Annotated in this window: 19 protein-coding genes and 1 pseudogene; 18 read left to right on the top strand and 2 right to left on the bottom strand. The window is 42.5% G+C overall.

The features are described from left to right. The first annotated feature begins 28 nt into the window (after positions 1 to 28). Genes fdhF through FCL54_RS13040 form a run of 3 tightly spaced genes read left to right on the top strand, consistent with a single transcriptional unit; the run spans position 29 to position 4,890 of the window. Positions 29 to 3,040 carry a formate dehydrogenase subunit alpha gene (gene fdhF, locus FCL54_RS13050; protein WP_425467125.1) on the top strand — a complete coding sequence of 1,004 codons (3,012 nt, stop codon included), beginning with the start codon at positions 29 to 31 and terminating at the stop codon, positions 3,038 to 3,040. Then, on the top strand, positions 3,033 to 3,575 hold the full coding sequence (locus tag FCL54_RS13045; RefSeq protein WP_138127069.1) for a helical membrane plugin domain-containing protein: 543 nt from the start codon (positions 3,033 to 3,035) through the stop codon (positions 3,573 to 3,575). The genes fdhF and FCL54_RS13045 overlap by 8 nt, the downstream gene beginning before the upstream one ends. Before the next feature lie 55 nt (positions 3,576 to 3,630). Further along, complete coding sequence (locus FCL54_RS13040; RefSeq protein ID WP_138127068.1) at positions 3,631 to 4,890, top strand: L-lactate MFS transporter; 1,260 nt, start codon at positions 3,631 to 3,633, stop codon at positions 4,888 to 4,890. 431 nt (positions 4,891 to 5,321) lie between these two features. Here FCL54_RS13040 and FCL54_RS13035 read toward each other — a convergent pair whose 3' ends face one another. Beyond that, the gene (locus tag FCL54_RS13035) at positions 5,322 to 5,516 is read right to left on the bottom strand and encodes a hypothetical protein (RefSeq protein WP_138127067.1); all 195 of its coding nucleotides are present in this window, start codon (positions 5,514 to 5,516) and stop codon (positions 5,322 to 5,324) included. 232 nt (positions 5,517 to 5,748) lie between these two features. Here FCL54_RS13035 and FCL54_RS13030 point away from each other — a divergent pair, with 232 nt between their 5' ends. The 14 genes and pseudogenes from FCL54_RS13030 (at position 5,749) to FCL54_RS12965 (ending at position 21,374) form a co-directional block, all read left to right on the top strand. After that, positions 5,749 to 6,843: an AbrB family transcriptional regulator gene (locus FCL54_RS13030; RefSeq protein ID WP_138127066.1), complete on the top strand. Its 1,095-nt coding sequence runs from the start codon at positions 5,749 to 5,751 to the stop codon at positions 6,841 to 6,843. Positions 6,844 to 6,977: 134 nt separating this feature from the next. Continuing rightward, positions 6,978 to 7,700 (top strand): DsbA family protein, encoded by a 723-nt coding sequence (locus FCL54_RS13025; protein ID WP_138127065.1) that lies wholly within the window; start codon positions 6,978 to 6,980, stop codon positions 7,698 to 7,700. Then, on the top strand, positions 7,697 to 8,104 hold the full coding sequence (locus FCL54_RS13020) for a disulfide oxidoreductase (protein WP_138127064.1): 408 nt from the start codon (positions 7,697 to 7,699) through the stop codon (positions 8,102 to 8,104). Before FCL54_RS13025 ends, FCL54_RS13020 begins: the two co-directional genes overlap by 4 nt. A gap of 26 nt (positions 8,105 to 8,130) precedes the next feature. After that, positions 8,131 to 8,292 (top strand): annotated as a pseudogene (locus FCL54_RS13015) (Rrf2 family transcriptional regulator); the annotation flags it as partial. 184 nt (positions 8,293 to 8,476) lie between these two features. Then, a complete protein-coding gene (argC, locus tag FCL54_RS13010) occupies positions 8,477 to 9,514 on the top strand; it encodes an N-acetyl-gamma-glutamyl-phosphate reductase (RefSeq protein ID WP_138127062.1) in 1,038 nt (345 codons plus the stop codon). A gap of 37 nt (positions 9,515 to 9,551) precedes the next feature. Next, on the top strand, positions 9,552 to 10,790 hold the full coding sequence (gene argJ / locus FCL54_RS13005) for a bifunctional ornithine acetyltransferase/N-acetylglutamate synthase (protein WP_138127061.1): 1,239 nt from the start codon (positions 9,552 to 9,554) through the stop codon (positions 10,788 to 10,790). A gap of 11 nt (positions 10,791 to 10,801) precedes the next feature. After that, a complete protein-coding gene (gene argB, locus FCL54_RS13000) occupies positions 10,802 to 11,605 on the top strand; it encodes an acetylglutamate kinase (protein WP_138127060.1) in 804 nt (267 codons plus the stop codon). Next, complete coding sequence (locus FCL54_RS12995) at positions 11,598 to 12,815, top strand: acetylornithine transaminase (protein WP_138127059.1); 1,218 nt, start codon at positions 11,598 to 11,600, stop codon at positions 12,813 to 12,815. Before argB ends, FCL54_RS12995 begins: the two co-directional genes overlap by 8 nt. 16 nt (positions 12,816 to 12,831) lie before the next feature. Continuing rightward, entirely contained in the window at positions 12,832 to 13,944 is a 1,113-nt protein-coding gene (locus tag FCL54_RS12990; RefSeq protein ID WP_138127058.1) for a carbamoyl phosphate synthase small subunit, read from the top strand. Further along, a complete protein-coding gene (gene carB / locus FCL54_RS12985) occupies positions 13,931 to 17,155 on the top strand; it encodes a carbamoyl-phosphate synthase (glutamine-hydrolyzing) large subunit (protein WP_138127057.1) in 3,225 nt (1,074 codons plus the stop codon). Before FCL54_RS12990 ends, carB begins: the two co-directional genes overlap by 14 nt. A gap of 16 nt (positions 17,156 to 17,171) precedes the next feature. Beyond that, positions 17,172 to 18,152: an ornithine carbamoyltransferase gene (argF, locus tag FCL54_RS12980; RefSeq protein ID WP_138127056.1), complete on the top strand. Its 981-nt coding sequence runs from the start codon at positions 17,172 to 17,174 to the stop codon at positions 18,150 to 18,152. A 90-nt stretch (positions 18,153 to 18,242) separates the two neighbouring features. After that, positions 18,243 to 19,457, top strand: a complete 1,215-nt coding sequence (locus tag FCL54_RS12975; protein WP_138127055.1) for an argininosuccinate synthase — start codon at positions 18,243 to 18,245, stop codon at positions 19,455 to 19,457. 79 nt (positions 19,458 to 19,536) lie between these two features. After that, positions 19,537 to 20,910, top strand: a complete 1,374-nt coding sequence (argH, locus tag FCL54_RS12970; RefSeq protein ID WP_138127054.1) for an argininosuccinate lyase — start codon at positions 19,537 to 19,539, stop codon at positions 20,908 to 20,910. 242 nt (positions 20,911 to 21,152) lie between these two features. After that, positions 21,153 to 21,374, top strand: a complete 222-nt coding sequence (locus tag FCL54_RS12965; protein ID WP_138127053.1) for a hypothetical protein — start codon at positions 21,153 to 21,155, stop codon at positions 21,372 to 21,374. Between the two features lie 24 nt (positions 21,375 to 21,398). Here the strand turns inward: FCL54_RS12965 and FCL54_RS12960 are convergent, their stop codons facing one another. Continuing rightward, positions 21,399 to 22,199 carry an STAS domain-containing protein gene (locus FCL54_RS12960; protein ID WP_138127052.1) on the bottom strand — a complete coding sequence of 267 codons (801 nt, stop codon included), beginning with the start codon at positions 22,197 to 22,199 and terminating at the stop codon, positions 21,399 to 21,401. Between the two features lie 167 nt (positions 22,200 to 22,366). On the opposite strand from FCL54_RS12960, the gene FCL54_RS12955 reads away from it, so the two are divergent. Continuing rightward, positions 22,367 to 22,723 carry a winged helix-turn-helix transcriptional regulator gene (locus tag FCL54_RS12955; protein ID WP_281281373.1) on the top strand — a complete coding sequence of 119 codons (357 nt, stop codon included), beginning with the start codon at positions 22,367 to 22,369 and terminating at the stop codon, positions 22,721 to 22,723. Positions 22,724 to 23,015: the final 292 nt, after the last annotated feature.

Below are 23,015 nucleotides of genomic sequence, written 5' to 3'. Positions count from 1 at the left end.
AGCCATACGCAAGAGGGTATTGAAAAGAATGAGTTTCAGAAGATTTGGTCATAAAACTATTAAGGGAAAGGGTGAAGAACTTTTGGCAGACACAATAACAGTGAATATTAATGGTGTCGATATGAAAACAACAGGAAACCAGACAGTCCTCCAGCTATTGTCAGATAGTTCGATCGAGGTACCGAATGTTTGCTATCATCCGAGTCTTGGGCCGATAGAGACCTGTGACACTTGCATAGTACGGGTTAACGACGAGCTGGTGCGCTCATGCTCCACCGAATTAAAAGACGGTGATGTAATTGATACCGTTGCAAAAGAAGTGAAAGATGCCCAGGTTATTGGGATGGACCGAATTTTGTATAACCATGAATTGTATTGTACAGTTTGCGATTACAATAACGGAAGTTGCGAGGTACATAACACCGTAAAGGAAATGAAGATCAATCATCAAAGTATTCCGTTTGAACAAAAACCTGACCCTGTTGATAATTCACATCCATTTTACAGATATGATCCTGACCAGTGCATCCTCTGCGGAAGATGTGTTGAAGCGTGCCAGGACGTTCAGGTTACGGAAACGCTGACGATTGACTGGGAACGAAAGCGACCGCGCGTTATCTGGGATAATGATGTTCCGATCAACGAATCCTCCTGTGTTTCGTGCGGACATTGTTCAACTGTTTGCCCTTGTAATGCCATGATGGAAAAGGGGATGGAAGGGGAAGCTGGTTACATGACCGGCATCAACAAAGAAACGCTTCGGCCGATGATTGAGATTACAAAAAATGTTGAAACTGGCTACGGTTCGATTCTGGCGATCTCCGATATGGAATCAGCGATGCGTGACGAACGCATTAAGAAAACAAAGACAGTTTGTACATACTGCGGTGTAGGCTGCAGCTTTGATGTCTGGACAAAAGGTCGTGAAATCTTAAAGGTCGACCCTCAAGTGGAAGCACCTGCCAACGGGATTTCAACATGTGTAAAAGGTAAGTTCGGCTGGGATTTTGTAAACAGTGAAGAGAGATTAACGAAACCGCTAATCCGTGAAGGTGATGCATTCCGGGAAGCGGAGTGGGATGAAGCGCTTGATCTGATCACTCGAAAATTCAATGAGATAAAAGAAAAGAACGGACCCGATGCATTTAGTTTTATCAGTTCTTCTAAATGTACAAATGAGGAATCCTATTTAATGCAAAAGCTTGCTAGAGGAGTCATCGGTACGAACAATCTTGATAACTGTTCAAGATATTGCCAGACACCGGCTACGATGGGGTTATTTAGAACAGTTGGGCACGGTGGAGATGCGGGATCGATCAAGGACATCGAAATGTCGGAACTCGTCATCGTAGTTGGTTCCAATACGTCAGAGTCTCACCCGGTCCTTTCCACAAGAGTCAAACGTTCCCATAAACTAAACGGGCAAAAATTGATCGTAGCAGATTTAAGAAAACATGAAATGGCTGAAAGGTCAGACTTGTTCATCCAGCCTCGTCCCGGAACTGATATCGTTTGGCTGTCTGCAGTGACAAGATATATTATAGACCAGGGCTGGGCAGATGAAGGATTTATAAAAAACAAAGTAAATAAATATGAGGAATATAAGGAAAGCCTTGAGCAATATACGATGGACTATGCTGCTGAGATAACCGGAATCGCAAAGGAAGATCTTATCAAAACGGCTGAAATGATCCATGAAGCGAACAGTGTCGTAACACTCTGGGCGATGGGAGTAACCCAGCATCTCGGTGGAAGCGATACAAGTACAGCGATTTCAAATCTCCTTCTTGCTACAGGAAATTATGGACGTCCTGGAACAGGAGCTTATCCGCTCAGGGGCCATAATAATGTACAGGGTGCCAGTGACTTTGGAAGCATGCCAGATCGTATGCCTGGTTACGAGAAGATCACTGATGAAAAAGTCCGTAAAAAGTATGAAAAGGCATGGGGTGTCCCGCTCCCGGAACATCCAGGACTGAACAACCATGAGATGGTCGCAGGTATTCATGAGGGTACCGTTAAGGCGATGTATCTTAAAGGTGAAGAAATGGGGATCGTTGATTCAAATATCAATTATGTCCATGAAGCCTATGAAAAACTTGATTTTTTCGTGGTGCAGGATATCTTTTTATCCAGGACCGCCGAGTTCGCTGATGTTGTTCTACCAGCAAGCCCGAGTTTAGAAAAAGACGGTACGTTTACCAATACGGAACGCCGCTTCCAGCGCCTTTATAAGGTAATGGAGCCGCTTGGCGATTCGAAACCTGACTGGCAGATCATTATGGCGATTGCTAACCGCTTAGGAGCAGGATGGGCATATGAGCACCCGGGAGAAATCATGGAAGAAGCCGCTCAGCTTACAGAGCTTTTTGCCGGAGTTAATTATGAAAGGCTTGAGGGATATAAAAGCCTGCAATGGCCAGTTGCTGAAGACGGAACAGACACACCGCTGCTTTTCACTGACGGATTCCCATTTCCTGACGGTAAAGCTCAGTTCTGGCCAGTAAAATGGACAGAACCTGTCCAGTATGAGGAAGAGTATGATATCCATGTTAATAACGGCAGGCTGCTCGAGCATTTCCATGAAGGAAACATGACATATAAATCGGAAGGAATCTCTGAAAAGACTCCCAGGACTTTCCTTGAGATTTCACCGGAACTTGCTGCAGAAAGAGGCATAAAAGACGGAACGCTCGTAAGGCTTTCCTCGCCGTACGGAAATGTTAAAGTACAATGTCTCATTACCGATCGTGTAAGCGGGAAAGAAGTATACCTGCCTATGAATGATTCAGGAGATGCTGCGATCAACCTTTTGACAAGCAGTTATTCCGACAAAGACACTGATACACCTGCTTATAAAGAAACGAAAGCTAAAATGGAAATTTTAAAAGGCGAAGGCATCAACCCGTTGCCTAAAATCAACCATCGCTATGGAAACCCGCAGCCTCAAATAGGAGTCCAGGTTCAGAAAAAATGGGATAGAGACGATTATATATTCCCTGGGGACCTTGTGAAAAAGGAGCGAAAACAACATGGCTAAAGCGATAAAAAAGATACACAAACTGGAGCTGACAGAAGAGGAGAAAAAGAAGAAAGACCTTGAGGAAGTTGAGGATGCCCTTGTGAAAAACAAAGAAGCGATCCTCGAGTCGCTTGAAGTGATCAATCATATGCATGAGCGTGGTATCACTTCATTGTTGAACGGCATGTTCGGCCAGGGAGATAAAGTGCTCGACATCATGGTTAAAGCAGCGGACAAACCGGAAAACACCAACACGATAAAAAACCTTTTACTGATGCTTGGAACGCTGGGAATGATCAACGTAAAGCAGCTTGAACCGATTTTATTGAAAGTCGATGCGGGAATTGCCAATATGTCGAAAGAACCGGATACGGATGAAAAAACAGGTTATTTTGATCTCGTCCGTTCTTTAAAAGACCCTGAAATCAACCGGGCGATCACACTGATTTTAAGCTTTTTAAAAGGAATGGGGCAAGAAACGACTCCAATGCAAAAGAACACCGATGGCCCTCCCCCAAATCAGACACAGAGGAAAGACGATTCGCTTCCTTAACTGTTTTCGAATAGGGTTAGGAAAATAAGTTATTCCTTTGAAAGGGGAAAGTAGGATGGGGAAAACAAAAAATAGATGGTTGATAGCGGCATCAGCTGTTGGTATTCATATTTCGATAGGTTCCGTTTATTCCTGGAGCGTGTTTACAAATCCGCTCCGGGACCAGCATGGCTGGGGACTAAGTGAAATATCGTTCACGTTCAGTATCGCAATTTTATTTCTTGGATTGTCAGCAGCATTTATGGGTCATTTTGTAGAGAAGTATGGGCCAAGAACTTCAGGGATCATCGCTTCGATTTGTTTTGGCCTCGGCCTTATCGGTGCTGGATTTGCTGAAGGTATCGATTCACTGTATTTGCTGTATTTCTTCTACGGCGCGCTCGGAGGAATTGGCCTCGGGATCGGGTACATCACGCCTGTATCCTCGCTCGTTAAATGGTTCCCTGATAGGAGGGGCATGGCTACAGGACTCGCGATTATGGGCTTTGGTTTCGCTTCGTTAATCGCAAGCCCGATTATTGCCGCTTTGATTAAAAGCGTAGGCATTTCTTCGACCTTTTATATACTTGGCGCAGTATATTTTGTATTGATGTTTGCGTCTTCTCTTTATCTTGCTCCTCCACCTGCGAATTGGTCGCCGGAGGGATTTGATACAGAAAAAGAAGAAGAGGAACGGACAGAAGACCTTTCCCAGTCTACTGCAAACGAAGCGGTCAAAACCGTTCGTTTCTGGGCGCTATGGGCCATGCTCTTCATTAACGTTACCTGCGGGATAGCAGTAATCTCAGTGGCTTCCCCGATGGCACAGGATATAGCGGGATTAAGCGCAACTGCTGCTGCAACAATGGTAGGGCTCATGGGACTGTTCAACGGTCTCGGGAGAATTGGCTGGGCTTCTGTTTCGGATTACATTGGCCGTCCGAACGTGTACACCACTTTTTTTGTCATCCAGACGATCGCTTTCTTATTGCTGCCAAACGTAACAGCGGCCCTGATCTTCCAGTTGCTGATCTTTTTGATACTTACGTGCTATGGAGGCGGCTTTGCCTCTATTCCAGCATATATTGGAGACTTGTTCGGAACAAAACAATTAGGGGCCATTCATGGTTATATCTTAACTGCCTGGGCAGCAGCAGGACTTGTTGGCCCGATTGTGGTCTCATGGATTAGAGAAACGACTAATAGTTACTCCTTAACCCTTTATATTTTCGTAGGAGCATTTGTGGTCGCACTGGCGATCTCTTTATTAATCCGTGTGAACATTCGGCATATTCGTGCCCAACAAAACCAGGCAACGAATACATTAAGCCAGTGAACCTGAACTTTTAAAGAGAACCACGTTTTTTAACTGCACCCCAATTGTTGGACATCACCGAACAATTGGGGTGTTTTTCTTATGGCTAAATAACGGAGAAATAAAAATAGATAGAACCAGGAACCTTTTGCGGAAACTTAAATACGTTTCAAAATGCTAGACTGATCTATCCATTACTTTTGCAATATCAATATGACTTGTTATCCACTCAGCCTGCCATAGAGTGGTTTTGCATCAAGCAGTTCACTGAAACAATGCAAAAAAAACTGCCCGTCGATAACGAGCAGTTAAATAGGGGGAATTGTGTTTGCTTATAGTATTCCCGGATAGGCTATAAATATGCAAGAAAAATAGATTTTTTTAAGAATTGTAAAAAAGTCCCGGTTTTAAATAGTTGAATAGTCCTGCAAACGAATATTTTTTATACCTTCTTAAAAAAAGTAAAAGTATAATACAATCACGGCGACTCCTATTAGACCGGCAATAAAGTAGATCACTGAGATGGTAATCGATGTTTGTTTGGATTTTTTCATATAATCCTGGGAGCTCTTCCCAGCAACAAGCATGGTTCCCAATAAAGCTACTATTATGAAAAAGATTATCGCGAATTTTGCAATTGTAAACACAGCATTTCCTCCAGGTTACGAGTATATAAGTGTAGTATATGTTAGAAAAAATTCCATATTCCATCATATTTCTGTCGATATTCTGACAAAAGATTATAGTTAGGCTCCTTTAGTTTAGCGGTTTGCAGGTTATTCTTCAATCAATTGATGTTCACCAGGCAACTCTCTTTTTCTTAGGGGCACGAAACGATATAATTAATTGTTAGATGGCGAACCAGAATAGGGGGAGAGGATGATCTCGAAAAAGAATAGCCTTCAAATGTTGGAAGCAGGAGGAATAGGGCTCGCTGGAGCGATGCTTTTTATTGTTTTGCATGGTCCTCTTCCATGGATGCTGGGTCCGCTTACGAGCATCATGGGATGGCATCTGGTGACCAAAAGGCGGTTATATTGGCCTGTAGCTTTTCGCCAGCTTGCTTTAATAGTAATTGGTTATATGCTCGGATCATCTTTTTCAAGAAGGACGGTCGAAGAAATTACAGAGCATTTTCCATATATTATCGGCATTACTGTGTTAACTATTTTGTTTAGTTTTCTGATAGGAATGATGTTTGTAAAAAGTACGAATCTATCATTAGGGGATGCCCTCTTTGGCAGTATTCCCGGAGGGCTTTCACAGGTTGCTGCATTAAGTGAAGAAACGGAAGAAATCGACACGGGAATGATCGTCATATTACAGACAGTAAGGGTTGTAACAGTTATTATGGTAATTCCGTTTCTTACAATCAATGTAATCCACCATAACTCAGCGTCAGCAGGAGTAAGTGCCGCTTCAGGCATTGAGCTGACTGCATCCCGTCCATTTGTGCTGGTGACATTTATTATCCTGGCACTGGCTGGAGCATGGCTGGCAAAAAAAATCAAAATGCCTGCAGCCATTTTAACCGGACCATTAGTGACTGTCGCCGTTTTATCTGTTTTCTGGCAGTCGGCGCCTGTACTTCCTTCTCCAGTAATCATCGTTTCGCAGTTCTTACTTGGCATCCATCTTGGATTGTATATAAAGCCAGAGATGATCACGGTTATGAAAAAGGTCGGCGTGCTATCCATTATAACCAGTCTATTGCTAGTGACCTTTTCTTTTGTTCTTGCGTTTCTTTTGACTAAAATTACATCGATCGATCTTCCGACTGCTTTTCTCAGTACTGCTCCGGGAGGACTTGCTGAGATGGGAGTTACAGCGACAATAGTCCATGCGGATTTATCGATGATAAGTGGATATCAGCTGTTCAGGCTGTTTTTTATCATCTTTGTTGCGCTGCCTGTTCTTCAGTGGTGGATTAGGAGAAGAGGCATACAAAATAGAAAATCCCAGAATCAAATCTAGATAAACGACAGAATGCGGTTTTTAACATAAAAAGCCGCGTTCTATTTTTGTATGATTTACGTTTGACGGGTGTGTTTGTTGTAACTATAATGGTTACGACTAGTGAAAAAATAGATTTGTGACGAGGTGAAACAATGGCAAAGTCCCAAAAAAAGTCAAAGAAAAACAGGAAGCAACAAACCAGGAATAATTCAAGTGCAACTGGGTGGGTATTCGGTGGAGTAGTCGTTATTGCAGTGATTATTTTACTATTCATCTTTTTAGGAAACAACTCGAATCCAGGCGAGGAAGAAACGGTATTCGACTATGAAAACCAGCCGTTTATGGGTGAAGAATCTGCTCCTGTCAAGATTGTAGAATTCGGCGATTATAAGTGCCCGGTGTGCAAAAATTTCAATGAATCGTTTGTTCCTCAGGTCAAGAAAGAACTTATCGAAACTGGTAAAGCCAAGTTCTATTTTATAAACTACCCGTTTATAAACGTAGACTCGACTCGTTCAGCTAAATTTGCCGAGGCCGTTTACCTGGAACTTGGTGATAAAACCTTCTGGAAATTCCATGATCTTTTATTTGAAAAACAGCCGGAAGATCCACAGTATGAAAAACAAGATATTTTTACAAAAGATTTTCTCATCGAGACTTTAAAAGAAGTGGCTGATGAGGGAGAAGTCGATAAAGTTGTACAAACATTCGAAAGTGAAAAAGCGGAAGAACAGGTTGCGAAAGATCTTGCTATCGTGAAGGAACTTGGTGTCAATAGCACTCCTACGGTATACATCAACGGAAAGCGATTTGAAGGGAATACAACACAGGACTTTATGGATATGGTAAATGAAGCAGCAGGAGAAAAAGAATGAACCGGACGCTATTACTTGCATGGATAACAGCGATTGTTGCTGTGTTAGGGAGCCTGTCTTTTAGTGAACTCCTGCATTTTGTTCCATGTACTCTTTGCTGGTATCAACGGGTTTTGATGTACCCGTTAGCTTTTATTCTAGGTATTGCATTTTTCTATAATGAGCAGTCAGTCTATCGGTATGTACTGCCGTTTTCAGTTATTGGAATGATCCTCTCTGTATATCATTATACACTTCAAAAGGTTCCTGCTTTTAAAAAGTTCGAATCCTGCACAAGTGGCGTTCCCTGTTCCGGAGAGTATATTAATTGGGCAGGCTTTATTACCATTCCGCTGCTTGCTTTTATTTGCTTTACAATCATCACACTTTCGATGGGCTTATTATATAAGCAAAGAAAGCCTTGATCAAAGTTTGCAGGAGTGGACACGGTATGAGAATCAGCAGCCGTTTTGCAGTAGCAGTTCACGTCCTTTCGTTGTTTTCTATAGATAAAAGCTGCAGGTGTACTTCTGATTGGATTGCAGTAAGCGTTAATACAAATCCGGTTGTAATACGAAGGATGCTCGGTAAATTAAAAAAAGCAGGGTTTGTCGGTCTTAATTAGTATTGCGAGTAGGAGCTCTTCACAAAAAGGAGGGCTCTTTTTTTTGCATAAAATTAAAGTAAAGAGAATGCATATTTTAAATTTTTCAACTTTTTTTAATTTTACTATTGTATCTTAATTCATACATATGTATAATAATTCAACATAAAGAGAAATTGGAGGGCGAGAGATCGTGAATATTGCCATTGTTGGTGCAACAGGATACAGCGGAATCGAATTGTTACGACTTTTATTAAACCACCCGGAAGCAAATCTTACGTATCTTATTTCTAATTCTCAAAGCAATAAGCAGTTGTCAGAGGTTTATCCTCATTTCTCGGGCGTAAAAGAGAGTATGTTGAAAACATTAGATATCCCGAAAGTCGCAAAAGAAGTAGATGTAGTATTTTTTGCCACGCCTTCTGGTGTAAGCAAAAACTTTGTTCCTGAATTCCTGGAATATGGTGTAAAATGTATCGATCTTTCAGGAGACTTTCGGCTTAAGGATCCTTTGTTATACGAGAAATGGTATAAAAATTCATCTGCTTCAGAAAAGAACTTAGAAAAAGCAGTATACGGACTCAGCGAAATTTACGAAAACGACGTAAAAGAAGCCTCGTTGATAGCCAATCCCGGTTGTTATCCAACTGCAACTCTTTTAGGATTATTGCCGGCACTAAAAGAAAAATGGATTAAAAGCGATTCGATTATTATCGATGGCAAATCCGGTGTATCTGGAGCTGGGAGAAGCGTGAGCATAGGAACACATTTTGCAGAGACAAACGAAAATCTAAAAGCATACAAACTGGGATCACACCAGCATATCCCTGAGATCGAGCAGATATTACATACAGAATCAGGCATCCAGAGCAACGTCACTTTCTCTACTCATCTCGTTCCTATGACAAGAGGAATCATGTGTACAATGTATGCAGACCTTCAAGAACATAAATCAACCGGAGAGATAATCGATCTATATAAACAGTTTTACGAAGGAAAACCTTTTGTAAGGATCAGGCCTGAGGATCATTGGCCAACAACAAAAGAAGTCTCCGCTTCAAATTACTGCGACATAGGCTTTATGTCCGATGCTAGAACAGGAAGACTTACGATCGTCTCTGTAATTGACAACGTGGTAAAAGGAGCAGCAGGCCAGGCAGTTCAAAATCTTAATATCATGATGGGGTTGGATGCAAAAACAGGTCTTAACCTGTCACCGGTATATCCTTAAAAACTATGAATCTATATTAAAAAGGAGAGAAGTTGGAATGAGTGAAAGCCAGACTGCAATAAAGAAACAAGTAAAAGTTCTTGAGGACGGAAGAGTGACAACCCCGAAAGGCTTCCATGCTCGTGGTATTCATTTTGGTTTGAAAAGAAAGCGAAAGGACCTTGGCTGGCTTTACTCTGAGGTTCCGGCAGATTCGGCGGCCGTTTACACTACCAACACCTATCAGGCAGCTCCACTTGTTGTTACCCGTGAAAGTGTCAGTGTAGAGAACAAGATTCAGGGGATTCTAGTAAACTCCGGAAACGCAAATGCCTGTACCGGAGAGAAAGGGTTACAGGATGCGTATCAAATGAGAAAAGAATTTGCAGCCCATGCTGGTATCCAGGAACACCTTGCGGCTGTTGTTTCCACAGGAGTGATCGGCCAACATCTACCGATGGAAAAAATTTTGAATGGAATCGCTGCGTTAGTAGACTATGAGGTAGATGGCAATGCGGATGATTTTGAAGAAGCGATTTTAACAACAGATACATGTGTGAAGCATATTGGAGTCGAGCTTGAAATCGATGAAAAAAAAGTGATGATAGGCGGGGCTGCAAAAGGGTCAGGGATGATCCATCCAAACATGGCAACGATGCTTGGATTCATTACGACAGATGCAGCGATCGATCACAACGACCTATCAGAAGCCCTAAAGCAAGTGACAAATTCCACCTTCAACATGATCACGGTGGATGGAGATACAAGTACGAACGATATGGTGATGGTACTCGCTAACGGACTTGCTGAAAATAAAAAACTAACGAAACAGCATAAGGACTGGGGATTGTTCCTCGAAGGGCTGGAGATGGTCAGCAAAGAGCTCGCTAAAAAGATCGCAAGGGACGGAGAGGGTGCGACAAAGCTGATCGAAGTGCAGGTGAAAGATGCACGGGACAAAGAAGCGGCAGGTGTTATCGCTAAAAAGATCGTAGGTTCCTCTCTTGTTAAAACAGCTGTTTTTGGGGCCGATGCCAACTGGGGCCGTATCATCTGTGCTGTTGGATATAGCGGCCAGCAAATCGATCCGAACCTTGTATCGATTTCGCTGGGATCCATCAAGGTCGTGGAAAATGGATTGCCTGTTCCATTCGATGAAGATGATGCTTATAACTACTTAATGAATGACACCATTAAAATCACTGTAGACCTGGCACAAGGGAACGAATCTGCTGTGGCATGGGGCTGTGATCTTTCTTACGACTATGTCAGAATCAATGCATCGTATCGTACGTAAGGAGGAATCAGATGGAATTTTTAGTGATCAAATGCGGTGGAAGTGTACTTGAATCGCTTCCTGATTCTTTTTATAAAAATGTCGTAGCAATCCAAAAAGAGGGAAGAGTGAAGCCGGTAATCGTACATGGTGGAGGGCCGCTTATTTCCTCGGTGCTAGAAAAGCTTGGCGTTAATTCAACTTTCATTGATGGCTTACGTGTCACCACAAATGAGATGCTTGACGTGGTTGAAATGGTGCTTAGCGGTTCGGTAAATAAAAAAATTGTATCCCAACTTAAAAAAGCAGGAGGAACAGCAGTTGGGATAAGTGGTGTAGACGGCGGCCTGATTCAAGCTAAGCCAGTTAAAAATGCAGCAGACATCGGTTTTGTTGGTGAAGTAGAAAAGGTGAACGGTCCCTTTATCCGTAACATCTGCATGCACAGCATGATACCTGTCATCTCTCCGATCGGAATTGATTTATCGGGGCAGCGATATAACATTAACGGGGACTCGGCAGCTTCGGCAATCGCCAGGGCATTAAAAGCAAGATTTTGCTTAATCAGTAATATTCCTGGAATTTACACAGAAGCTGATGGCAAAAAATCAGTACTTCATCAGGTGAGTGAAAAGGAAATAAAATGTTTGATCGAAGAGAAGCAGATTACAGGAGGAATGTTGCCGAAAGTAACGGCTGCTTTAGACTCCCTTTCCGAAAAAGTTACCGAAGCTGTCATTTTAAACGGACTCGAGGAAGAAAGCCTGCTTAAATTTTATGACGGAAAAAAATCCGGTACTAAAATAATCAAAAAGGAGGACCAGGTTCATGCCTGAACTTAAAACCGCAGTCAGAACGAATGAGGGGACAGACATATCTCCATTGATGAACACGTACAATCGATGGCCGATCTCCATAGTGAAAGGAAAAGGCAGCTATGTGTGGGACGATGAAGGAACGAAATACCTGGACTTTACTTCAGGCATCGCGGTTTGCAATCTCGGCCATGCCCCTGAAGAAGTAAAAAAGGAAGTAAGCGTCCAGTTAGATAAACTCTGGCATTGTTCCAACCTGTATAAAATTCCTATCCAGGAAAAACTGGCAAAAGTTCTAACGGAAAACAGCTTCGCTGACAGGGTGTTTTTCTGCAACAGTGGGGCAGAGGCGAATGAAGCGGCGATTAAGCTGGCGAGAAAATATGCGCATGAAGTAAAAAAAGCGGAAAAGGTTGAAATCGTGACATTTGAACAATCCTTTCATGGCCGAACGATGGCTTCCTTATCAGCTACAGGGCAGCCGAAACTTCACGAAGGCTTCGAGCCGCTTGTCGAGGGATTTCACTATTTACCTTACAACGACCTGGATTCCCTTAAGGAGATTGACTTTTTAAGCCCCTGTGCAGTAATGCTTGAGTTAGTGCAGGGAGAGGGCGGTGTCGTTCCGGCTGACAAAGAGTGGGTCAAACAGCTTGCTGCCATTTGCAAAGAGAATAATATTCTCATCATGGTGGATGAAGTTCAAACCGGAATCGGAAGAACGGGAACGCTGTTTGCATATGAGCAGTATGAAATCCAACCAGATGTGATCACACTCGCGAAAGGGCTTGGATCAGGGTTTCCTATCGGAGCAGTCCTGGCAAAAGAAGAAGCCGCAAAAGTATTTGGGCCCGGAAGCCACGGCAGTACATTTGGGGGAAACCCGATTGCAAGCAGCGCCGGATATGCGACAGTCTCCCATATTCTAAACGAAAACATCTTATTCACTGCTCGATCTATTTCAGCTCAACTAACCGAAAGCTTAAATGGACTAAAGGAAAAGTATCCGGTTATAGAGGAAGTCCGCGGCAAAGGGCTCTTGCTTGGTTTGCTCATACCCGGTAAAGCGGCGGACATTATTACCGCGGCGCGTAAAGAAAAAGTGCTGATCCTTCCGGCTGGCCAGGATGTTGTACGTATCCTGCCTCCGTTAACGGCTACAAAAGAAGAAATTGAAACGTTTATCACGATTTTAGATTCGGTGTTTGAAAAACTATATACAGTCAGCTAGAAAGGAGGCCACTCTTTTGAAAAAAGGTTTTTTAGCATTAGAAACAGGCCATATCTTTGAGGGACAGTTAATCGGAACAGAAAAGGAAGCTGCAGGTGAAGTAGTTTTTAACACAAGCATGACGGGGTACCAGGAAATCGTAACGGATCCTTCCTATGCAGGGCAAATCGTTACATTTTGTTATCCCCTGATCGGAAACTATGGAGTAAACCATGTTGATAATGAAAGTACAAAACTTAATCTTTCCGGGATCATAATCGGAGAGCTCTGTGAAACACCGAGCCACCACCTTTCTGAAACCTCTTTTAATGAACAGTTAAAGCTTGCTGGAATAAGCGGGCTCGCGGGAATCGACACACGTTCGCTAGTAAAACTGATCCGAGCTGAAGGGACAGTGAAGGGACATATAGTCGCGGAACCTCCACAAACGGATGAACTGAATTCTAAGCCGTACTGGCAGACGCCTTTTATGGAAAAATCCTTCCACACTTTCTGGGTAGATAAAGTAGCAGGGAACAAATCCGCTTTTTATCAGGGAAACGGTCCGCATGTTGTTTTGGTCGACTGCGGATACAAAAAATCGATCCTCGATGCACTATTGAACAAAGGTTGTTCTGTCAGAGTAGTGCCTTATAGCACGACGTTTGATGAGATCAATAAGATGAAGCCTGACGGAATCGTGATCAGCAATGGACCTGGAGATCCTCTCGCGCTTTCAGGCTATCTGAATGAATTTAAAAAAATCAGCTCGGTATTTCCCACGCTGGGTATTTGCCTGGGGCATCAATTGCTTGCCCTTGCATACGGAGCAACGACGAAGAAACTTAAATTCGGACATAGAGGTGGAAACCATCCTGTTAAGGACCTGGTCACAGGCAAGGTATATATGACCCCACAGAATCACGGCTATGTAGTAACCAATGAAAACCTAAAAAAAACCGGTTTTGATGTTACACACATCAACGTTAATGATCGGTCTATCGAAGGTTTAAAGCATTCCTTTTACCCGATTCAGACAATACAGTTTCACCCGGAATCTCATCCAGGACCGAGTGATACCGAATATTTATTCCAACAATTTATCCAACAACTTGTACAATCAGGAGACATGAATTATGCCATTACGTAAAAAAATCCACAAAGTATTAGTGATAGGTTCTGGACCGATCGTGATCGGCCAGGCAGCTGAGTTTGATTATGCAGGGACACAAGCTTGCCTTGCTTTGAAAGAGGAAGGAATAGAAGTCGTCCTCGTAAACAACAATCCGGCAACGATCATGACCGACCAGTCGATCGCAGATAAAGTATACATGGAGCCGTTATCAGTCGAAGTGATCGAGAAGATCATCAGCATCGAGCGCCCTGATGGCGTTATCGGAACCCTTGGTGGCCAGACTGGACTGAACTTAACAGTAAAGCTTAAGGAACAGGGGATTCTTGACAAATATAATGTAAAACTTCTTGGTACATCTGTCGATTCGATAAAAAAAGGCGAAGACCGAGAGTTGTTCCGAAGCCAGATGATAGCAATAAACGAGCCGATTCCTGAATCATCGATCATCGTTTCGGTTGCAGAAGGATTAAAATTTGCCGAGAAAATCGGTTTCCCGGTGATCGTCCGGCCGGCGTATACGCTTGGCGGTGAAGGCGGAGGATTTGCCTACGGTGAAGAGGAACTCGAAACAATACTGAAAAAAGGACTTCAACTTAGTCCGATTCACCAGGTACTCGTAGAAAAAAGTATAAAAGGATGGAAAGAAGTAGAGTATGAAGTGATCCGTGATGAGAATGACACGTGCATCATCGTCTGCAATATGGAAAACATGGATCCTGTAGGCGTTCATACAGGCGATTCGATCGTTGTTGCCCCTTCACAAACATTGACTGACCGGGAGTACCAGATGCTCAGAAATGCATCCTTAAAGGTAATCCGTTCGCTGGAAATCATCGGAGGATGCAACATCCAGTTTGCGCTTGATCCTGAATCCCAGCAGTACTATATCATTGAGGTCAATCCTCGTGTAAGCCGTTCCTCTGCACTTGCTTCAAAGGCGACCGGATATCCGATTGCCCGAATTGCAGCAAAGTGTGCGATTGGCTACCATCTTGATGAAATAAAAAATCCGATAACCGGAAACACCTTCGCATCGTTTGAACCAGCGCTGGATTATATCGTTGTGAAACTCCCGCGTTTTCCTTTCGATAAGTTCACGGAAGCTGACCGCTCACTTGGTACACAGATGAAAGCGACCGGTGAAGTGATGGCGATTGACCGAAGCTTTGAAGGTGCTCTCAATAAGGCAATCCGGTCTCTCGAAATGAACGTTTCAGGTCTTTCGCTGCCGTTTTTTAAAAAGGCAGACAGTAAGACGTTGAATGCCAATTTAGAAGAACCGACTGATATTCGTTTATTCGCGCTTGCAGAGGCGCTTCGAAGAGGGATGGAAACAGAAGAGCTTCACAACAAAACACAGGTCGATATCTGGTTTTTAGAAAAAATAAAAGGCTTGATCGAACTGGAACAAAAGCTTCTATCAATTGAATGGGAACATGTTCCTGAAGAACTGTTGAAACAAGCCAAGAAAAAGAACATAAGTGATGCATACATTGCAAAACTTTATAGTGTTAACGAAAAAGATATACGCAACAGAAGGAAACAACTCGGGCTGATACCTGGATACAAGCAGGTGGATACTTGTGCTGCAGAGTTTGAGGCGATCACGCCCTATTTTTATTCAACATGGTCGGGAGCTGATGAGGTTACAGTTCCATTTTCCAAAAAAGTGCTAGTCATCGGGTCAGGCCCGATTCGTATTGGCCAGGGTGTCGAGTTTGACTTTTGCTCGGTTCAAGCAGCGCTTGCTTTACAAAAGAAAGGGTATGAAGCGATTGTCATCAATAATAATCCTGAAACGGTAAGCACCGATTACTCGATCGCTGACCGATTATACTTTGAGCCGCTCACATCAGAGGATATCTTACATGTTGTCGAAAAAGAACAGGTGGAAGCCGTTATGATCCAGTTTGGCGGTCAGACTGCGATCAACGTTGCAGAAGCCTTAAAAGAAGAAGGTGTAAAGATCCTGGGAACTTCGATCGAGAGCATTGATCGGGTGGAGGACCGAGATTCTTTTTATGGGTTGTTAAAAGAGTTGGAGATCCCGCATATCGAAGGGGAAACGATCGAAACACCTGGCCAACTCCAGGCGGCTGCGAAAAAACTCGGATACCCTGTTCTAGTTCGGCCTTCCTACGTAATCGGCGGACAATCGATGTTTATTTTTTATAATGAAAAAGAACTAAAAGGATATATGAAGCATCTTCAGGACGAAGAGAACCGCAGAATATGGCCACTTTTGATCGATAAATATTTGCCAGGATTAGAGTGCGAGGTAGACGTTATCAGCGATGGAGAGGATATCGTCATTCCAGGGATCATGGAACATACCGAAAAGGCTGGTGTCCATTCCGGAGACAGCATTTCCATCTTTCCACCCGTTTCCCTGTCAAAAGTGATGAAGGAGATGATTGTTGCATATAGCAGCCGAATCGCTAAAGAGATTGGTGTAATCGGGATGATGAACATCCAGTTTGTCATTTCGAAAGGAATCGTTTATGTACTTGAAGTCAATCCGCGTTCTTCGAGGACAGTACCGATAATGAGCAAGGTTACTGGAGTTCCGATGGTAGACTGGGCAGTTTTTTGCCAGGTTGGGGATTCACTGGATTCACTGAGTACAAATTTTGGATTGCTAAAAGAACCGGGCTACTATGCGGTAAAAGCACCAGTATTTTCAAACGGCAAGTTAAAGGATGTAGATCATGTTTTAGGGCCGGAAATGAAATCGACCGGGGAAACACTGGGAATCGGCGCAACGCCGGAAGAAGCACTCGAAAAGGCTCTATTTCCTAATAAACCCAATCCTTTTACAATGAATGCGGGACAATTCATTCTCCTTTCGATAACCGACAGAGAGAAAGAGGCTAGCATTACGATTGCAAGGGAGCTTAGTGAAAACGGCCATAAGTTGATGGCGACTGGCAAAACAGCTGAATTTTTATTAGAACAGGGAATCTCAGTCGAAAATGTTGGCAGAAACATCAAGGCAGTCGAAACTTATTTTAAAGAAGAGCACATTTCCACAGTGATCAATATCCCGAACCAGGGAAGAATAAAAGAAAAGTTCGGTTTTGAACTGAGGGCACTTGCTTCCCGTTTTTCGATTCCGTGTTTCACAAGTTTGGATACAGTGAATGCAATCCTGCAAATACCTGCAGATATGCCGCTGTCCGTAAAAGCGATAAATGAAATGAACGAAAGCATAAAGCTATCAATCTAACCCGGGGGGAATCAACATGCATACCGCAAAACTAACTACCGTAAAGTCGGTTATTGAACCGAACCTGAAAGGAAAAGATTTTCTAAAGTTATCCGATTTTAATTCTGAAGAGATTTTATACATGCTCGAGCTTGCGATCGAGTTAAAGAAGGAACAAAAGCAGGGAACAAAGCAAAACGTGTTAGACGGAAAAACGTTGGGGATGATCTTTGAAAAGTCATCAACAAGAACGAGGGTTTCGTTTGAAGTAGGGATGACACAGCTTGGTGGGCAGGCGCTTTTCCTTAGCTCAAAGGACATCCAGCTAGGAAGAGGAGAGTCGGTTTACGATACTGCAAAGGTACTGTCCCGATATGTAGATTGCATCATGATTCGCACTTTTGAGCATGACAAGATCGAAGAATTCGCTGCGGCAGCTGATGTGCCTGTTATCAACGGCCTGACCGATACACACCATCCGACGCAGGTTATGGCCGACCTTTTGACCATTTTAGAACATAAAGGCCAGCTTTCAGGCTTGAAAATGGCTTATCTAGGTGACGGTGATAACAACATGACCCACTCCTTGATAGAAGGTGCAGCAAAAGTGGGGATGAATCTTACCGTTGCAAGTCCGGAAGGCTATGAACCCGAAGACGAAATTATGCAGAAGGCGATTGAAGATGGATACAAAGCAAATGCCGTGATCGAGCTTGTAAATGATCCGGTTAAGGCAGTTGAAGGAGCAGACGTGATCGTTACTGATGTATGGGCGAGCATGGGGCAGGAAGAAGAGCTGGCTGAAAGGCTTCCAATTTTTCAGGAATATCAGGTGAATGAAGAATTATGCAAGCATGCAAAAGACGATTTTATCTTCATGCACTGCCTGCCGGCACACCGAGGCGAAGAAGTCACAGCGGGTATTTTAGACGGCGCTCACTCCGTTGTATACGACGAAGCAGAGAACAGATTGCATGCCCAAAAAGCCATTCTCAAGCTATTAATGGAAAAAAAATAAAAAAAGTTTTATTTTTTTGATGCAAAATGAATAAAAATGCGTTATCATAAATATTAATTCATTAACAGCAGATAAAAGGGGAGAGAAACCATGGCAAAAGAAAAGATTGTTTTAGCATATTCAGGCGGATTAGACACTTCCGTTTCAATAAAATGGATTCAGGAAAAGTATGGGTATGATGTAATCGCACTCGGACTAGATGTAGGCGAAGGTAAGGATCTTGAGGGGATTAAGAAAAAGGCTTTAGAAGTAGGCGCGATCAAGGCGATAATGGTCGATGCAAAGGAGATGCTTGCTGATGAATATATTTTACCTGCATTAAAAGCGAATGCTTTGTATGAAGGAAAATATCCATTATCTTCGGCATTGTCAAGACCTTTGATTTCCAAACTACTTGTAAAAGTTGCAGAGGAAGAGGGAGCTGTAGCGGTTGCGCACGGATGTACCGGAAAAGGAAACGACCAGGTTCGTTTCGAAGTATCGATTCAAGCGCTGAATCCTGATCTTAAAGTTGTAGCTCCTGTTCGTGAATGGGGAATGACAAGAGATGAAGAGATCGCATACGCGAAAGAAAAGAACATCCCGATACCGATCAAGCTGGAGAATCCGTTTTCGATCGATGCAAACATATGGGGCCGCGCATGTGAAGCAGGCGTTTTAGAAGATCCATGGGCGGAAGCTCCTGAAGAAGCGTTTGACTGGACGGCACCGCTTCATATGACACCTGACGTTCCTGAATACATCGAGATCGATTTCGAAGAAGGCGCACCGGTTGGATTGAACGGTGAAAAAGTGCCGCTCGTAGAGTTGATCGAAACACTAAATGAGCTTGGAGGAAAACATGGGGTCGGGCGAATCGACCATATCGAAAATAGATTAGTAGGGATCAAATCTCGAGAAGTGTATGAAAATCCAGGTGCATTAATATTAATTAACGCTCATAAAGAGCTTGAGTTTTTGACTTTAACTCGTGAAGTATCCCAGTTCAAAACTACTGTAGATCAGCAGATGTCCAAAATCATTTATGACGGATTATGGTATTCACCGCTAAGATCGGCACTGGACGGCTTTATCAACGAAACACAAAAAGTGGTTTCAGGGACGATTCGTGTGAAGCTGTTCAAAGGAAATCACCAGGTGGTTGGAAGAAAGTCGAATCACTCCTTATACAATGAAGAGCTTGCAACATATCTAAAGGGAGATATGTTCGACCACGATGCAGCAGTTGGCTTCATCAAGCTATGGGGACTGCCAACAAAAGTTCATTCAGAAGTGCACAAGAAGAAAACAGTTACAGCAAAATAAACCGGCTGCAACACAGCCGGTTTTCCATTTTTAAAGTTATCCACAGAAATAGAGGGGTCAGACCCCTGGAGGTGTTTTGATGTCTAAGTTATGGGGCGGGCGGTTCGCAAAAGAAACAAACCAGCTCGTTGAAGAGTTAACAGCTTCTATTGGCTTTGATCATAAACTTGCAAAAGAGGATATAGAGGGCAGCCTTGCACATGTTCAAATGCTCGGGGAACAGGGAATCATCTCAGAGGAAGATGCTGATAAGATCAAGCAGGGTTTAAAAGCGATCGAAAAGAAAATTGAGAACGGGGAAGTGGAATTTTCCGTTCAGCATGAAGATATCCATATGAACATTGAGAAGCTGCTGATCGACGAAATCGGACCGATCGGAGGAAAACTTCATACCGGGAGAAGCCGAAATGACCAGGTTGCGACAGACATGCATTTGTACCTTAAGAGGAAAATAGAAGAAATTATCGGGCTGGTAGAAGATACACAGCAGGGGATTTTAAACCAGGCAAAGGATAATGCAGATACAATTCTTCCTGGCTATACGCATCTGCAGCGTGCCCAACCCGTTTCCTTTGCACATCATATTCTGGCATACTTCTGGATGCTTGAAAGAGACAAAGAGCGCCTGAATGATAGCTTGAAGCGGGTGAACATTTCACCGCTTGGTGCAGGAGCGCTGGCAGGTACAACATTTCCGATCAACAGGGAGCGCACTGCAGAATTGCTAGGTTTCGATAACATTTACCAGAACAGCATGGATGCCGTGAGTGACCGTGACTTTATTGTGGAGTTTCTCTCGAACGCTTCCATCATGATGATGCATATTTCTAGATTATCTGAAGAAATGGTCATCTGGTCGAGCCAGGAATTCCAATTCATCGAACTGGATGACTCTTTCTGTACAGGCTCAAGCATCATGCCACAAAAGAAGAATCCGGATGTTCCTGAACTTTTACGAGCAAAAACGGGCAGGGTATACGGAGATCTGTTCGGGCTGTTAACAGTATTGAAAGGACTTCCCCTTGCTTACAACAAAGACATGCAGGAGGATAAGGAAGGAATGTTTGATACGGTTGAAACGCTAGAAGGGTCGCTAAAACTCCTGGCACCGATGATCGACACGATGACAGTGAAGAAAGATAACATGAAGCAGGCAGTGAAAGAAGACTTCTCAAATGCTACCGATATAGCGGATTATCTTGTAAACAAAGGACTTCCGTTTCGGGAAGCCCACGAAATAATCGGGAAGATCGTTCTTTATGCAATTCAGCAAAACAAATATTTGTTAGGTTTATCAATGGAAGAATTTAATCAGTTCAGTCCGCTTTTTACAGAAGATATTTACAAAGTCCTGAATCCTGAAAATGTGATGAATGCACGTGAAAGTGCGGGAGGAACGGGCAAGGTTCAGGTTTTAGAACAAATTAAGCAGGCAGAAGAAAGGTTGCTTTAAACCAAAAGAAGCTGAGTTCTTGCAATATTGCAGAATTTGGCTTTTTTTACATATTATCTTTAAAATTGATATAAAGTTGAAACTTTATTGTAAAAAAACGTTTGGGATGTAGAGGAAGAAGGTATTCAAATAACAGTTGGCGATATAAAAAGTTATATGCATTCGGAAGGCGCCCAATAGAATTCGGAAACTAGAGATTTGGAAGTTCAGCTGTGATAAAGAAAAGCAGGATGGGGGTAAAGATGGATGCAAAGCAAAGAATCAATGATTGGATCAGTTCAGAAGTGGATTTAAGGGGGATTACTATTCAAAACTATCCCAGCTTGCCTTATGGACATCGGTTAGTGGACAAAAAGGGCGACTATATTCTCGTATGCATTGATACAAAAAGAAACATCGTCATCTATACAATTAAAGGAATGGAAGGCGTGTTCTTCCCTGGAGAAGAAGAACAATACTTTTAATGTAAATCCTTCCGTATTTAATTGTTAAACAAGGATGTGCTGCACTGCCTGTTTCAAAGTGCTGTGTACCGTCACATCTGAAAAGTTTTTTTCCAGTTTAAGCATGGATTGAGCAGTTGCAGGTTGGATTCCTGTCAGCATTATGTTAACACCGAGTATCGAAAGACTTGCAATCATTTTGTTGAGTTCATTGACTGTGCCCGCGTTTATTTTTTGTATACCGGACAAATCGATGATTAACATTTGCAATCTTTCATGCAAAACTTTTTCCATTATTTCTTTTAAAGGAATACAGATTTGTTGAGTGTTCAGGTCCAAAACCAACGGGAGGACTCCAGCCTTCTCTGTAATAGGCAGAATCAAATCACTCATCTTTAGAGTGATTTTTTTTCCGTTCAATTGCTTTTTTTGATAAAGGTTACTGTAGGCCAGAGTAAAGGAATGAATACCGTTATTCAACATGGAACCAACATAGAGGGCTCTCTTAATGTATTTATCTCTTGATATATTTTGTTCAATCACTACATCGCTTGTAGCTTCCCAGAATGCTTCATTACATTTATCCAACTGTTCTAATATTCTTTCCAGAGTTAAACCACATTCTATTGCTCTATGAGCGTTATCAACTGCCCAGTCGGTAAATCGCTTCTCGATAAGTTCGTTTGAAGCTCTAAAAGATTCTGAAGAAAGGCTTAAAAAAGCCGCAAACATATTCTTTAAAAAAAGATTTTCTTTTTGGGCTTCTGTCCGGGAGACTACAACTTTTTTAATTATTTTGTTTTTAACTCTTTCAACTTCCTTCTCGATAACGGTAAAATCACCCATTATATCCCCCTTTAGCTAGATTCCCCTGTTTTTTTTAGTAAAAAATGCTTAAAGAAGCAATTTTGAGGGTAAAAATCTATAACTCAAACTCTTCTCTTTATTAATTGTATAAGCTGTGAAGAAGGTTTAAAAGTAGTATATTTTAATATACTTCAGGAGGGAAAATAGTGAAAAAAGAAAAAATGGAGCATATAAAGCTAACATTGGATGTAATCTGCGGCAAATGGAAATGGGCGATCCTGGTTACGTTATATGAAGAAACCCTTCGATTCGGAGAATTAAAGAAAAGAATTCCCAAGATACCTCATCAATCATTGATCAAGCAAATAAAGGAACTGGAAAAGGACGGTCTTGTACATAGACAGTCATATAAGGCCGTCCCCCCGGAAGTAGAGTATTCATTAACCACGTACGGAAGGTCTGTCATCGGTCTATTGGAAGAAATGGCTGAATGGGGATACAGGCACCGGAATATTACTCGAGAAAAAATATCGGATTTCAAAAAAGATCAATTTTCGGTTTAGTAAATAAAAAAGGGAATGCCTGGCATTCCCTTTTTTAGTGTTAATTATAAGGTTTTTATTCATTTAAAGAGACAGAAATTGACAAGAGGATGATGTAAGTGGAAGGTGCGAGAATCTAAGGGGGCCGATTGGATCAATAGCAAGATTGTTGATCATGGTATCTACTTAGCTGTTTTTCACGCCCACCAGTGACCTATAAATTTCAAAAAATAGCCCCGTGTCAAAAATAAAGAATATGATGACCTCAATTAGTGATGGAATAATGGAGATGGGACATTAGCCACCTTCGTGA

This window comes from Exobacillus caeni (assembly GCF_005747095.1).
GTDB classification, from domain to species: Bacteria; Bacillota; Bacilli; order Bacillales; family Guptibacillaceae; genus Exobacillus; species Exobacillus caeni.
This window is presented reverse-complemented; position numbering and strand designations above follow the sequence as displayed.